Annotated in this window: 14 protein-coding genes; 13 read left to right on the forward strand and 1 reads right to left on the reverse strand. The window is 45.8% G+C overall.

Going from position 1 to position 15,341, the window contains the following annotated elements; genetic code table 11:
- Positions 1–595: 595 nt before the first annotated feature.
- Complete coding sequence (locus PO881_RS23410) at positions 596–1,315, reverse strand: hypothetical protein (RefSeq protein WP_280173458.1); 720 nt, start codon at positions 1,313–1,315, stop codon at positions 596–598.
- A gap of 545 nt (positions 1,316–1,860) precedes the next feature.
- On the opposite strand from PO881_RS23410, the gene PO881_RS23415 reads away from it, so the two are divergent.
- The 13 genes from PO881_RS23415 to PO881_RS23475 all read left to right on the forward strand — a co-directional run bounded on the left by PO881_RS23415 (position 1,861) and on the right by PO881_RS23475 (position 15,312).
- Complete coding sequence (locus PO881_RS23415; RefSeq protein WP_280173459.1) at positions 1,861–2,424, forward strand: hypothetical protein; 564 nt, start codon at positions 1,861–1,863, stop codon at positions 2,422–2,424.
- 759 nt (positions 2,425–3,183) lie between these two features.
- Positions 3,184–3,675, forward strand: coding sequence for a type VI secretion system tube protein Hcp (locus PO881_RS23420; RefSeq protein ID WP_280173460.1), 492 nt, complete (start codon positions 3,184–3,186; stop codon positions 3,673–3,675).
- A gap of 192 nt (positions 3,676–3,867) precedes the next feature.
- Positions 3,868–4,350 (forward strand): type VI secretion system contractile sheath small subunit, encoded by a 483-nt coding sequence (tssB, locus tag PO881_RS23425; protein WP_280173461.1) that lies wholly within the window; start codon positions 3,868–3,870, stop codon positions 4,348–4,350.
- On the forward strand, positions 4,347–5,828 hold the full coding sequence (tssC, locus tag PO881_RS23430; RefSeq protein ID WP_280173462.1) for a type VI secretion system contractile sheath large subunit: 1,482 nt from the start codon (positions 4,347–4,349) through the stop codon (positions 5,826–5,828). The genes tssB and tssC overlap by 4 nt, the downstream gene beginning before the upstream one ends.
- 413 nt (positions 5,829–6,241) lie before the next feature.
- Positions 6,242–6,658 (forward strand): hypothetical protein, encoded by a 417-nt coding sequence (locus PO881_RS23435; RefSeq protein ID WP_280173463.1) that lies wholly within the window; start codon positions 6,242–6,244, stop codon positions 6,656–6,658.
- Positions 6,659–6,665: 7 nt separating this feature from the next.
- Positions 6,666–8,465, forward strand: coding sequence for a type VI secretion system baseplate subunit TssF (gene tssF, locus PO881_RS23440; protein WP_280173464.1), 1,800 nt, complete (start codon positions 6,666–6,668; stop codon positions 8,463–8,465).
- Positions 8,456–9,409, forward strand: coding sequence for a type VI secretion system baseplate subunit TssG (gene tssG, locus PO881_RS23445; protein ID WP_280173465.1), 954 nt, complete (start codon positions 8,456–8,458; stop codon positions 9,407–9,409). The genes tssF and tssG overlap by 10 nt, the downstream gene beginning before the upstream one ends.
- Positions 9,397–11,340 carry a type VI secretion system tip protein TssI/VgrG gene (gene tssI / locus PO881_RS23450; RefSeq protein WP_280173466.1) on the forward strand — a complete coding sequence of 648 codons (1,944 nt, stop codon included), beginning with the start codon at positions 9,397–9,399 and terminating at the stop codon, positions 11,338–11,340. The genes tssG and tssI overlap by 13 nt, the downstream gene beginning before the upstream one ends.
- Before the next feature lie 12 nt (positions 11,341–11,352).
- Entirely contained in the window at positions 11,353–11,652 is a 300-nt protein-coding gene (locus PO881_RS23455) for a PAAR domain-containing protein (protein ID WP_280173467.1), read from the forward strand.
- A gap of 7 nt (positions 11,653–11,659) precedes the next feature.
- Positions 11,660–12,712, forward strand: a complete 1,053-nt coding sequence (tssA, locus tag PO881_RS23460) for a type VI secretion system protein TssA (protein ID WP_280173468.1) — start codon at positions 11,660–11,662, stop codon at positions 12,710–12,712.
- 5 nt (positions 12,713–12,717) lie between these two features.
- Positions 12,718–13,302, forward strand: a complete 585-nt coding sequence (gene tssJ / locus PO881_RS23465) for a type VI secretion system lipoprotein TssJ (RefSeq protein WP_280173469.1) — start codon at positions 12,718–12,720, stop codon at positions 13,300–13,302.
- 1 nt (position 13,303) lies between these two features.
- Complete coding sequence (gene tssK / locus PO881_RS23470; RefSeq protein WP_280173470.1) at positions 13,304–14,695, forward strand: type VI secretion system baseplate subunit TssK; 1,392 nt, start codon at positions 13,304–13,306, stop codon at positions 14,693–14,695.
- A complete protein-coding gene (locus PO881_RS23475) occupies positions 14,695–15,312 on the forward strand; it encodes a DotU family type IV/VI secretion system protein (RefSeq protein WP_280173471.1) in 618 nt (205 codons plus the stop codon). Before tssK ends, PO881_RS23475 begins: the two co-directional genes overlap by 1 nt.
- Positions 15,313–15,341: the final 29 nt, after the last annotated feature.

Here is a 15,341-nt window from a genome sequence, read left to right on the forward strand (position 1 = left end):
CACCACACAGGTTAATCCGGCAGGACGGCTAGCCAGGCTGGCTAAATCGCTTTTAAGCACACGCTATCGGTGGGTAAATGTATGCCTTACGCCGCCGAGCTCTCTTCTATATTTTGTGAGAAATGTTTGCATAAATCCTGTTTAACCATAGCTGTTAGGTATTAACGGTGATGTTCGTCGGAGAATCGCTTCTTCATAGGGATGCCCCCATGTGACTTATGAAGACATTACGAACATCAAGGCGTGTCAATCAACGGGGAGCAGGTCAGTGTAAGAAAGCATAATTAGTAAAAACATCCGAAGATTGTAAGTTATCACACAGTTATAAAAGACTTCATCTTATTTATTTCATAAAGACAGAAAAAAATATGATGTTGGATTAAAGATTCTAATAGATAATTTTACAACAATCTCTATGAGAATGGATGATTTATAGTATGGAAACCAATGAGAAAAATAGGTAACATTTTTTCATTCAATAGAAAAAGAATTATCACAATAAGTGCGCGTTGTAAGATGAATTGCGGGGCCTATAGTAGTAAATGGCTAAGGGCCAGCATGAATTATTTAACATATGTAAGCATAGCTTATAAATTTAATCAGTCATATTATTGATCGGTTGTCCACTTCTAAAAAAATGAGAATGGGGTGATTTTCTCCAAGAGAGAAAGTTTTGTTCATTATTCAAATCAATGCTAGATAATTTTTTTTGTAAAAATAAACAAATGGTAGGTTTTCCATCCATAGATTCAAGTATCTGTGCACAATAAATTCGCTGTGAACACCCAGTAAAACCTAATTCGAAGCGTATAACTCGCCGGCGTGTGGGGCCAATCACGAGACTAGCTCCAGCTCCTCCGCCAGAACCACCGAGCAAACTCATACTAGGTATATCCTTTATGGGAAGTTTCCATTCAAAGCCGTTACGTGCAATCCAATGTTTGACATCACGTTCATGAGCATTCCTAAGTGCGGTAGGAAATCCCTCAGTATTTCTAGCAAACGCATAACGATATTCTTTCCACCATGTTTTAAATGTTTGTGATTGTGGGTTCGTTTTGTATAAATCTTTATGGTAGGGATTTGTTCCTACGTGAATCCACATATTTTTTATAACATCTAATTTATACCAATCTACCGTCTCTATCCACTGTAAATCAGGACAATCGATACCTTCCCCGGAAAATGTTCCCATAGAGCGCGGCTGAACTTTTAAACTTGCAACAAATTCAAAGATGTGCCCTATTTTTACTGAATCCTGTAATAACTTGATATTACCCAGTTCAAGCTTATTTATAGTCATTTTTGCTTTCATATTTATTCCTTTTTAAAAAATACTTTTTACATTGATTTAATATGGTAGTAATCATTACAAATCAGAGCCTTATACTGTTTTATAAGTGAGTATAGCAAGTTGACTTATCATTACATATAATGGCACTTTAATTTGTACTTGATCCGAAATTGATGCATGTACTGGCTTAAGATTAACCAAAAATAAATGCAACAAAAAACAACTTGTTTCGCGCAGACAAACCTCTATTCGGGACGTGTTATTGTCAACTAAATGGTAAGTTTGAAGTTGTTTTTTCGGTTGGTATAATAAATGCTCGACTCATATATTACCCCATGATATTTAGGTGGCAAGCTCTTATAATAAAATTATAATTAATTAGAGCAATAAGAGCACTCTCAATAAATGACCAAGGAGTTAACGCGATCAATTTATGCTAAACGGTAATTTTTTGTGTGGTTTTTTCTTTTTCCAATGCTTATATTATTGAGCAGTAAAACTTGAAGATTGCACATAACAAGAAATATAATTTCATCTACAAATAGAAAGCTAAATAAGTTAACAATATGGAAAATAGTTTAGATTCAAAATCGAGGTTCAGTCATAGTGAACGACATGAACTGCAATGCTATCTTAACAGCATGCAGCCGTCAGCTAAAGTACTGGTTATTGGATGTGGGAGGACGCCTCAAAACGCTTTAACCGCAACAAATATTCCTAACATGGCCTGTTCATTAGGACGTAATCATAAAGACCATTTCACAATAGATGTTAGTGAAAATGCTTCACCAGATTTAGTAATGGATTTTGTTGGCTGGAATGGGAGTGAACTAGGTGTGTTTGGTTTGGGCAAATTTGATGCTGTAGAATTTGAATACATTAGCCGCGGACCAAGACATCCCTTCAGACCTCTACACATTCAGCTCTGGTTACAGGGCGCAGATATGTTACTAAAACCTGGTGGACTTATTCAGTACTACTCTGGTGATGACAGACAGTTACAAGTGGTTGCTACCAACTTGGCAGCTAAAGGATACCGTTTAGACAAAGTAGAAATTCCTGCAAATAGTACAGCAGGAAATCTATATGGTCACAAATTTATACAAGCTAAGAAGCCCAATAGATGCTAAGCAGAGCATAAAATTTTTCCAATATGTGATGAATATTGATAACTACATCTATTTATTCATGATTTTTAAACCTCGTAAGATTTGACTGCGGCGGTGCCATTTTGAGAGTGGTCTTATATTGGTTAAGGTTTATTGATGTAATCTTATGGGGAATAAAGTTTCTATTAGCACTAGCCTTTTGATTTTAGACGGCTAATAATTCAGTGTTAATTAACAATTAGAGTTGAATCAGCTTATGATTTTATAGTCAACAATCATTAAAATAGTTTAAAGTTATCTGCCATCGAAACTTTTGAGGAAAAAGTGCATTTTTTTCCGTGACGTAACAAGGAATAGTGAAATTGTGTTAGAGGATGAGATATTCCTAAATCAGGAAATGGGTTTGCTTCTTTTGGCCGATAATCAATGTCCTGATTACGCTGCAATCCTTATCGACCGGCTGCTAAAATGAATTCAATCTTAAAATTAATTTTCTAAACTGTGCAGCTATTCTGCCAATGACTTTGCATAAATGCTTTACATTATCCTTTAATGTTTAAATGAGGCAGGTTATGATTTATAGATTATTACTGACATCATCTATAAAATGGATAACAATCATCATACCACACTTTATAATATCGACATACAAACCAGCACGCTTAATTATCTCGAGTCCTAAAAATTAAGATTTGATGCTTGACCTCCTATCTGGCGGCCGTTACAAATTTTTCATCATCAACTGTTACATAATTAACGCACTGTAAATAAGGAATATAAATGTCTACTAATACTCTTTTCCTACACATCAAAGGTTTTACCGGAGATAAACCCCCAACTGATATTAAACAGTGGATTCCTCTAGAGCACACATCCATGCAGGTTTATAGCTCAGCACGTATTGATGGTAGTAGTGGAAAAATCAGTAATAATGGTGCACCACATTTCCTCAACATCCCTATGGTAAAGCGTCTTGACGAACGTACTCCAGTCATGACTACCAAAGTGGCTGAAGCAAGTGAAGTTGAGGAGGTTGTTATCAAGGTGATGACCAAACTTGGCAGTGATGATAAAGAACTAGTGCGCTGGACTTTCACCAAATGCCTTTTTGTCGGACAAAGCATATCCGTCAATAATAACAACGCTATCCCACAAGAAGAGCTGACGATGGCTTTCGATATTGTAAACTATAAAGTATCCGTGCCGGTAGATGCCAAGACTAACAAAGAGAGTGAAATGTCGTGGAGCAACATCGAAAATAAAAAAGATTGATACCTTGACTTGATGGATTTTTATTAGGAAGCAGGTATCTATGTCCAAGTGCCATATGCATTTAATGAAATTCTAATCGATGCGAAGATAGATTAGATTATTCATTTAGTCCTGCTTACCTAACAATCACTAATAAACCTATTAGTAGAAGATATATAATGCATAACTTCATTTTAGTATTGGTGACATTTTATGAGTAATACACAGAATAAATTATCAAAGTCGCGCCCCCCCCGCGTGCAGATTAGTTATGACGTTGAGACTGGAGGTGCTCAAGAAAGTAAAGAGCTGCCTTTGGTTATAGGTGTTATTGGAAAATTCACTAATGATCATTCTCAACTCCGTGACCGCCAGTTTATTAAAGTTGATAAAGATAGTTTTAATGAAGTGATGACAGGAATGTCACCGAAAATACACTTGCTTGTTGATAGCGCATTACCTGATAAGGAAGGTAACCTTACGGTTGATTTGACCTTTAGATCGCTGGAAGATTTTACACCGGACAACATTGTCGCACAGGTTGAGCCGTTGAAGAAATTACTTGAATTACGAGAGCAATTGAGTGACTTGCGTAATCGTACTGCCAGTAATGACCGTTTGAAGGAACATTTGGTTGAATTGTTGAATCAACAGCCAAGTTATAATACCAGAAATAATGAGGGAGATGCGGAATGAGTGATTCCTCAGCCATTACCGTAACACCTGAAGCAGCAGGCAGTCTAGATTATCTTGATGCAATTATTGATAATACCAATGCCATTCGTAAAGAAAGTGATCGTCCTAAAGTTAAAAGTCAGCTAGACAGTTTCATGACACAAGTAGCAACCGGTGCCGTGGTTATTTCCAGCGACCTCGTTGGCTGTATTGAGCAACGTATTGCTGCAATCGACCTTCTTTTATCTGAACAGGTGAGTAATATTCTGCACGCGCCTGAATTTCAGAAAATTGAATCCTCATGGCGTGGTCTTCACAAATTAGTGCAGAGCAGCGTAACGGAAAATACCCACGTTCGCATGTTCAACTGCACAAAAAATGAACTCCTCAAGGACTTTAAGTCTGCCTCTGACTTCGATCAGTCCGTACTCTTCAAAGCCATTTATGAGAGCGAGTACGGCACGTTTGGAGGTCTGCCATATTCTGCATTTGTTGGTGATTTTGAATTTGATAACACTGCTGAAGACATTATGTTGCTGGAGCACATTTCCCATGTTGCCGCCGCAGCCCACGCACCTTTCCTTAGCGCCGCCAATCCCGGCATGTTCGCCATGAACAGCTTCGGCGAAATGCCACGTCCTCGTGACCTTAGCAAGCTTTTTGATACTTCGGATTATGCTCGCTGGAAATCTTTCCGCATGACCGATGATTCGCGTTATGTCGGTTTGACGTTGCCACGCGTTGTCGGCCGTCTGCCATATGGTGCGAAAACCATCAGCTGTGATAGTTTCAATTTTGAAGAAGCACATAATGAAAACGATGTAAATGAAAGCTATTTGTGGATAAACGCCGCTTATGAGCTGGCTGGCCGCATGGTTGACGCGTTCGAGAATTATGGCTGGTGTGCAGCCATTCGCGGTGTGGAAGGGGGCGGTTTAGTAAAATCATTGCCAGCACACAGTTACAATTCTGTGACTGGCGAAAACGTGATGCAGTGCCCAACTGAAGTAGCAATCTCAGACCGTCGTGAAAAAGAGCTAGCTGATCTTGGTTTTATTCCACTGGTCTATTGCAAAGGTACCGATTACGCCGCGTTCTTTGCCGTTCAGTCAGTGAACAAACCTCGTAAATACGACTCTGATCTGGCCAATGCAAATGCACGTTTGTCCAGCCAGCTTCAGTACATTATGACTACCTCACGCTTTGCACATTACCTGAAAGCTATTGTTCGCGACAAGGTTGGCAGCTTTATGTCGAAAGATGAGTGCCAGGTCTATCTGCAAAAGTGGATTGGGCAATATGTCACTGCATCTGATGATGTAGGAACAGCCACTAAGGCCAAAAAACCACTGCGGGAAGCGCGGGTTGATGTCTATGACGTCCCTGGGGCCCCAGGTAATTACCGTGCCGTAGCATACTTAAAACCTCATTTCCAACTTGAAGGGCTGACGCTTTCTCTACGACTTGTCGCAGAGCTTCCGGCATCAACAGGCGTTTAAATACTTTTACAGACTTTTATGTTATATAACTGCTTTAAAAGGTAATAGTTGGGAAGCGACTAGGCTATATTAAAAGGTCAATTTCATTAAGATTTTATGAATGCACTCATATATGCCTGTGCAAAACCAGAAACAATATAGTAACGCTATTCGGTGAATTTCAATGATTAATAATGTCGATAAACATACATCCAATTTGAATATCCAAGGGCCTGACGTGAATTTGTCAATTTATATAATGACCAATACATAAGCCTAAATGTGACATATAACACTTGCGTTTATAAGGCTGCGACATAAGTTTAACCTTATATTAAGAGTATGGATCATATTCCCTTTATCCATATAAAAATTTAGCGTTAATCTGCGCTTAAAGGATGCAGCGTGCTGCATCCTCTTTTCTGGTGAAAAAAATGATTTCATTATTACAGCGATTATCTGATGATCAACCAGAAGACCTAAATTCTGAGTGGGAAATAAAAAGTAACTGGATTATTGATGAAATCCGGATGCTTTTTGATTCTCGTCCACGCTTTCCCGGTGTAGCTGATATTCCTGACATCACTAAAACCGTAGTTAATTATGGCCTGGAAGAGGGGTTTGCTTCGGTCTCACAACCGGATACGCGCACGGAAATATTGCGCCAGCGTATTTTCCACGCGCTAGCGAGCTTTGAATCGAGACTATTTAACGTTGATGTTGCTATAAGTAATGTTCAATTGCCGCGCATGGAGTTTACGGTTAACGCTGAGTGGAATGACCAACTCCTCAGCTTTTCCTTAATCTGGGATGATGCAATGAGTACCTTCTATTTAAATGAGATGGCTTAATTTAATCATGATGAAGAAATTACTTTCTTATTATCAGAAAGAATTAACAACCTTGCATCAACATGGCAAGGCTTTCGCCCATCTTTTTCCCAAGGTGGCGCGCCGTCTTGGCTTTTCAGAAGGCCGCACTGAGGATCCGCATGTTGAGCGACTGATTGAATCCTTCGCTTTATTAACGGCACAAATTCACCAACGACTTGATGATGATATGCAGCAGGTGACGCAAGGGTTGATGCAAACTCTTGCGCCACAGCTATTACGTACTTTTCCATCAGCCTGCATCGTGCAATTCACACCTGATCGTAAAGCTAGCGGCATGACGGCAAAAAAAAGTCTGCCCGCCGAACTGATTTTGATGTCAAAGCCGATTGAGGGGCAGGTTTGCCGCTTCGCCACGCTCTATCCGCTCACGCTATGGCCCGCAACCTTGACGCAAGCTGATCTGGCGCTAGACAGTAAAGAGAGTTACTGGTGTCTGCATCTTCATTTCACCGTCTGGCCCGGCGCTACCGTGGCAGATAATCGCCTGCGCCTGCATTTACACGGCAGCGCCAGCAATGTGAATTTGTTCTATGCGCTGATCGCGTCAGAGTTGAAACAGCTTGAATTGATTCAGGGTGAGTCTCATACCGAACTGCCGTTGCGCCACATTGGCGAAGTGGGATTTTCCGATGATGAAGCGTTGTTTAACCGTGATGCACGGGTTGCCGCCACCCACAGTTTGCTGCACGACTATTTACTGTTTACGCCTAAATTTCACTTTATTGATTTGCCGCTGCCAGCCAATTTTGTCGCGGCCGCTGATACACCGTTTAGCATCCGTATGGTGTTTAACCGCTGTGCGATGACGCGCCAGCTGGATGGACGCGCCGGCGCACTTAAGCACGATTTCTTCCGTCTGAATTGCACACCGGCGGTGAATCTTTACTCACGCCGTGCGGAACCCATCAACATCAATGCCCACACTGCGGAATACCCGGTGATTGCCGATGTGCGTGAAAAACTCAAGGCGGAAATCTGGTCAATCGATCGGGTTAAAATTCAGCGTACCAGCGATAACCAAACTACATCGCTGAATGTCTATGCCTTACTGGGTTTGGACGAAGCCGGCATTGATGCGCAAAACGGTCTTTTCTGGCAACAACTGCAACGTGAAAGCGTCGGTGAAGGGCGATTAAGTCAGCAGTGTTTAATCGCTTTTGCTGACCGACGCGGTGACAGCTTACTGCCCGAAGGTGATGTGGCATTGCTTGAGGTGACATGCCATAACGGCTCACTGCCATCACGCATGTTAAATGGCGATCCTTCGGGAGATTTTGATGTGGATCTCCCGTTAGCAGGCATCACTATTAATGCGCTAACGCGCCCAACCGAACCGCATGCACCTCCGGGAAAGTCACCTTCCTGCTGGCAGCTGATTTCACAGCTAAGCCTTAATCATGTGCTGCTCAGCGGAAAGCAGGGTTGCCAGGTTCTAAAAGAGACGCTGTCGCTGTATGACTTCACCCATAACCGTGCGATGGAGCGTTTGGTGGAGATGATCACCTCGCTGGAAGTGCTGCCAGTCAATACACGTTTAGTGTCGGGCGATCCGCACTCGCTGGCGCGCGGGGTGGAGATCATTCTGACATTTACGCCCGAAGCGGAAGCCGAAAGCGAATATTTTCTTTTCTGCCGTTTTCTGGACCGTTTCTTAGGCCTGTATGCGCCGGTAAACAGTTTCTCTCGCTTGATTACGCAAATTGGCAATGACCAGTCCATGCGTCGCGTCTGGCCGATCCGTGCCGGGAGGCTGTCATGGATCTGAGTCGCTGCGGTAACCGTTTTAACTTTTATCAGCAGGTGCGCTTGTTATTGTCGGCGCTGGGGCGCCAGCAGGCTAAAGAGAAAGAGCAGTTGCTGGATGAAGCCATTCGCTTCGTTTCACCCATGTCGCTGGATGCACCCAAAGGTGAAGTCGGCGAGTTATCGAAAACGGCAGATGGTCGCTGGCAACTGGAAGTATGGACACAAGGATTAACCGGCGCACTCGGCGCATTGCCTGCGGTTTATACCGAATGGCTGGTTGAGCGCTATTACCGCTATGGCGATCGCGCCGGTAAAGCATTCCTCGATATGTTCACCCATCGCCTGCAGTGCTTGCGCTATCTCGCCTGGGAAAAATATCACTATTACGCGCGTGCTGAGCAGCGAGATGTGTTGCCGCTCAGCGAAGCCACGCAAAGCTTGTGCGGCGTATTGCATGAACCCTCATCGTTTACTGACGGGCGCTATGCCTCACTGGTTGCACCGGCAGTACGCTCAATGATCAATCTCGAAACCTTGTTGGGTCATGCTTTTGCCACGCCGATGCGCATCGTGCCGTTTCGTCGTCAATGGCAAAACATTGAAGCCGGTTGGGGTTGCCAATTGGGTCAAAGTGAACAGCCGCTGGGTAATGCGCCAATGTTAGGCAGCGTGCGCTGGGAACATCAAAATACCGCGCTCTTGCAAGTCGGCCCGATGAGCCAGGAGCAGGCACTCAACTTTTTCCCCGGTAAAGCGGTGCTGGCACGCCTGTGCCGGGTACTGCGCGATTACCTTGGTCCAGGCCTGGATTTTGATATTGAGCTGGAAATCGAGAACTCAGCAAATGATGCCGGTGAACTCGGTAAACATCATCTGGGCCGAGGTATCTGTCTCGGCAGTGATGTGAATCAGCCAATACGCAAGTTACGTATTTCAAAGGAGTTAACAGAATGTCGGTATTGATGAATCAGGGCCGCCGTTTCATTGGCTGGACGAGTGATTACGCATCGAAGTGGGTCCTGCTTTCCCTTCGTGGTGAAGAGCAGCTCTCTACGCCTTTCCGCTGGCTAGCGAGATTTACAACCGCCGACGGTGCCGATCCCGGCGATGCGCTGGGTAAAGAGGTGACCTGCCGAATTGGTGAAGAGAAAGAGCAGCGCCTGATCCACGGTGTGGTGACGCAACTTGAACAACAGCATGGTCAGGATGGCGCCGGTTATTTTGAGGCATTGATTGAACCACGTTTAGTCGCGACACGTAAGCGATCGGGTTTGCGGGTGTTCCAAAACATCACGGTGCCAGACCTGGTCGAGTCATTGCTGAAAGAGCATGAGATCACAGACGTAAAGCGCAGCCTGAGCGGTGAATATCCAGAGCAGGAATATTACATCCAGTACCGCGAAAGTGACTTCGATTTCATTCATCGCCTGCTGGAAGCCGCAGGAATTAGTTATTTCTTTGTGCATTCTGACAGTGCACATCAACTGGTAATGGCGGATCACGCCAACGCGTGGCCAGCATCGAGCGTGCCAGATTTACCGTTCCATCCGGTTAAAGGCACGCAACAAAATTTTGGTGTGTTGAGCTGGACGGTCAATCGTCGCCTCGCAACCATCAAGGCCAAAGATCTTAACGAGCATGGCTACAGTTCGGTTGCCTCCTTATCGCACCTTGATGCCAACGGTGAGAAGGAGAGCGACCGGCAAAAAGCCAGCGCCGAACTGCGTCAAGAACGAGTTGAACAGACGCACCATCACTATGTGGGTGAGATGAATGCCTTCTGGCTGAGTGCCGGCGAGCATTTTTCATTAACCGGCCACCCGTCGGCGAGTAATAAGTACGGCGTGCGCAAGGTGTTGCTGAGCGCCAGTAACAATCTGGAATCGGCTAACCATTATTCCTGCACCGTGGAGTGCTGGCCGCTGCAGCAACCGCAGCGCCCGGAATGTGTCACCGCGGTGCCGAGGATTGCCGGAATATTAACCGCAACCGTGGTGGGGCCGGACTCTGAAGAGATTCATACCGATGAACAGGGACGGGTCAAAATCCAGTTCAACTGGGATGAGGAAAACAAAAACGACGACAGCAGTTCCTGCTGGATTCGTGTGGCTCAGGCGTGGGCCGGCGGCAAGTTTGGCGCACTGTTTTTACCGCGTATCGGCAGTGAAGTGCTGGTCAGTTTCCTTCAAGGGCATCCGGATCATCCGGTTGTAACCGGGTCACTCTACAGCGATAAAAATCCACTACCCGTTTCGCTGCCGGAAGGCAAAACGCATAGCGGTTTTGTTTCTCGTAGCACCTTAGAGGGCGAAATCACGGAAGGGCATCGCATTATCTTCGATGACAAAAAAGATGAAGAGAAGCTGATCATCGATGCGCAAAAAGATCTGCTGCTTACCGTGCTTAATGATGCCACCACCACTGTAGATAACGACGTCAGCGTCACGATTGGCAAAAACCGCACCAGTGAGATAACTGAAGGCCACGATAAGCTGACCCTGAAAAAGGGCAATAGCGAGTTGATGCTTGAGGATGGTGACTGGATACAAACCCTGAAAAAAGGGGCGAGTCGCATTTTTCTAAAAGACGGTGATTTCGATCTCAGCATCAAAGGCAATCAGACCGTCAAGCTGGACGGTGGCGATCAAAAAAACACTATTTCAGGCGGTGGAAGCCAGTTGAAGGCGGACAAAGCCTGCGTGATTGAATCCACGGAGTCGATCACCTTTAAAGTCGGCGGCAATGAGATCGCCATCACCACCTCAGGTATCACCATTAAAGGTACGCAGATTGAGCTGAAAGGCCTGGCGGCGGTTAAGGTTGAAGGCGCGCAAGTAGAAGTGAAAGGCAGTGGCATGCTGACACTCGATGGCGGCCTGATCAAGATTGGATAACGGAGAACAACTATGAGCCAGCCCGCCGCAAGAGTAGGCGATATGCACGTCTGTCCGATGATGATTCCTGGACCGGTACCTGTCCCGCATGTCGGTGGACCGATCAGCGGTCCAGGCATCGCAAAAGTGCTGATTGGCGGAATGCCAGCCGCCACAGTGGGAGATATGGCGGTGTGCAGTGGACCACCGGACACCATCGCAAAAGGCAGCACCAAAGTATTAATTGGCGGAAAACCGGCTGCGCGTATGGGCGATCTCTGCGCGCATGGCGGCAGTATCGTCGCCGGTTGCCCTAAAGTGTTAATTGGATAGTGAAACAATGAGTACAAAAAAAAGTTATGACCTTGCCGCGTTACTCCAGCCGATCAGCCCCGAAGCGCCAGCAGGCAGCAATATTGAATATGAACCGATCTGTGAACGCATTCGCCAGGCCCGCATCAGCGATCCTGACTTTATGCCGGCGGATGAGTGGTCCAGCGCACCACGCAAAGCAGATTGGGTGTTGGTTGCCCGCCTCAGTGAAGAGGTATTGGTAAAGCACAGCAAAGATTTTCAGATTGCCTGCTGGCTGGTGGAAGCCTGGACACAGATCAATCAAATCGCCGGATTACGCGCCGGTCTCGATCTGTTAGGCGGCCTGGTGCGTGAAATGTGGCAGCAAAGCTGGCCTTTGCTGGAAGAAGAGGGAGCAGGTTATCGCCACGGTATGATCTCTCGCCTTGACCGTGACCTGGCACAAATTCTGTTGATGAAACCAGTGCTCGGTGATGTACAGAGCAGCCTGGTGTGGTGGCAAAGTGTACTGAGTTTCGAGCATCAGAGCGGTAAACCCAGTGATGAGGAACATGCAGAAGACTTCAGCATGGCGGCATTTATGCGCTGGGCGAGCCAGTTGAATTATGACCAGATTGCGGCGGTGATGGCGGACGTTGATCAGTGCCAGCATCTGATCACTCAGCTGGAACAGGACTACGCCGCGCTCAACCCAGAAGCTAAAGGATCGCTGTTTTACCAGAGCGCTGAACTGCTGTCCGATCTGCAGGATTTACTTACTCGCATTAGCCAACAAATCGACAATGATGCGCAGCAGGAAGAGCTGATGACGCTGAACGTGTTGGATTTTGGGGCGGTAAACCACACGCAAAAGCACAGTGATGAAAAGAAGGTGATGTCGCGCGATTTGGCGATTACCCAGATGCTGACGATTGCACACTATTTTCGTCAAACTGAACCGTCAAGCCCGGTGCCGATGTTAATGGAACGTGCAGCGCGCTGGGCCAATATGCCGTTGGCGGACTGGCTGGAGGAGATGGTAGGCGACGAACGTAGTCTGCAGGAGATCAACTTTGTCTTGCTTGGGCCAAAACGATGAGCAGAATGAGTCTTATCACTCTCGCCCTGATACTTTTCTTGCTGATGGGTTGCAGTAATAGCACTGATCAGCGCCAACAAGCGCTCGAAGCAGTAAAACCCGTATTTGCTGAGGGGGCTATTAACATTCAGCTCACGGCTGAGCCGTTGCTGAATGCGTATAAAGAGATCCCAAACAGCGTGACGCTGTTTGTTATTCAGGCCGAAAACAAAACGCAGCTGGAAAACGTATTAAATAACCCATCAGAAATACGTGCGTTATTTAATGGTGCAACCAGCAGCGATAATCGACTGAAGAGCGATCGTTATAACCTGATGCCGGGTCAGCAGCACACATTGCATATTGATCGTGCAATGAATATCAGGCAGGTCGCCGTGATAGCAGGTTATTATCCTTTCCCTGATGATAGGCATATTACCCGCTTTGATATTCCCGTTAAGGCGAGTAAGACAAATTGGTGGAGCAGCGAATGGCAGGCAACACTTACGCCATTAACTGTTTCGTTAACCTTAGGGAAAGATACTATTACCCGGATTGAAGGTGCTGAAAATCGCCATAAAACGATTCCGAAACAGCAGGGGGTTAATTAATATGCTACCGGAACAACAAGCAATCTATTGGTATTCTGGGCTCTATTTACAGCCACAGCATTTTCAGTCAGCCGACTTACATCAGCAATGGCTGCACAGTCGCCATTATACGCTGGCGCAGCCATGGAATTACGGTGTGGTTGATTATCAACTTAATAATGATGCGCTGATTGATTTTACTGCCGAAATACAACAGCTAAGAATTTTGATGTCCGATGGCCTTTATCTGGAATATCCAGGTAATTGTCAGATTGAAAAACGCAATTTCAGACAAGCATGGAAGCAACGCGATAAGCCTTTCACTCTGTGGCTGGCGCTGCGAAAGTTTGATCCGCAACGCCAAAACGTAAGCATGCCGCAGGACGACGACTCAGCCATTACGCGCTGGGTGAACTGCCGCGATGAGCATGTGATGAGGGATGTTTATCATCAGGGGCCGGAAACCTCGGTACCACACCTGAGCTACAACCTGCGCGTGATGTGGGATGAAGAGCGCGAAGAGGCGGTGGATTATCTCTGTTTCCCAATGGCCCGCTTCCGTTTCGATGGGCAATGTGTCGTGGTGGATCAGGATTTCACACCGGCATCTATTACGCTGAATGGATCCGCTGCGCTGCGCCAACGCATTGATCGACTCTATTACGAGTTGAGTAACCGTGCGCGCATGCTGGAAGAGTACAAACGATCAGAGCGCCTTGTGAATAACGAACAACAGTCTGAGTCGGTCATTCAACTGCTGGCGATGCGTTCACTGAATCGTGCTCTGCCGTTGCTAACCCACTATCGCAACACGCCAATTTTGCATCCATGGATGGTTTACGCACAGCTGAGCCAATTAATTGGTGAGCTTTCCTCATTTAATGATGATTGTAATTTTAATGGCGAATGGAGCCATGGCGATTATGCGTTATTGCCTTATGACCATGAAAATCTGGCGGCCTGTTTTGACAGCGCGCATCGTGTGTTAATGGCGTTATTAAATGGATTGGTACTCGAAGAAAACACCTATCTGACCTTACAGCGAGATGAGCATGAAGTTTACTGCGCGCGTTTCGATCGCCAGCCTTCAGCTCAGTCTGAAGCTATCTATCTGATGATTCGTTCCTCACATTGGAGTCGTGGCGACAAGCTGACCGACAGCGTACAAAACATGAAACTGGCGTCGCGTAACACTATGAAAGTGATTATTCAGCATGCGCTGCCGGGCGTACCGCTGCAGCTGTGCCAGCAGCCGCCGCGCGGTGTCCCAAACCGTGCTGATACCCGTTACTTGCTGATTGATCGTCACAGCGAACTCTGGCACCACATTGAACGCGATCAACATGTGGGCTATGTCTGGACGCAAGCGCCAGACGATCTGCAAGTTCAATTGCTTTATAGGGTGGCAACCTAATGCGTTTACTTGAATGTTACTTTCCGGTGGTACATTTCGCCTGCGGAATAGCCGCCTTGCAGAGTGAAAGCCTGAGCTTTGAGGATTTCCGTCAGCAGATTCTGCAACGCTTTGCTGATGCTGAACAGGCTTGTCAGTTGATCGCTGCAGCACCTGCCGATATTGAGGATGCTACGTTCGCAATGGCGGTATGGTTTGATGAAATGGTGTTGCGTTCGACGCTGCCTTTTAAACCGCAGTGGCGTACCGCACTACTTCAGACGCATTTCTTTAATACCGTCATTGGGGGGGAAGCCTTTTTCACGCGGCTGGATAATATCCCAGAAGAAAATACCGCTTTGCGTCGCGTATATCTTCACTGCCTATTAATGGGTTTTCACGGTAAATATCATCTGCAGGATAGCCATGAACTGATTAAGCGAATTAAAGACGAGCGTCAATCACTGCCTGACGGCTGGGAAAATTGGCCTAATCAACTATTCATTACTCCAATGAACCATTCCAGACTGCACGTGCAACATGGAGTAATTCGAGGATGGATGCGAGATAACCATGCTATGGTAATCGGCGTGGCAGTTAATTACCTGGTGCTGTCCGCACTGCTTATCTTTTACTGAGTTGACTATGTTTAAAAAATTACTCTGTA

Origin of the sequence: Pantoea sp. SS70 (assembly GCF_029866845.1) — a bacterium.
In the GTDB taxonomy this organism is placed as follows: domain Bacteria; phylum Pseudomonadota; class Gammaproteobacteria; order Enterobacterales; family Enterobacteriaceae; genus Pantoea; species Pantoea leporis.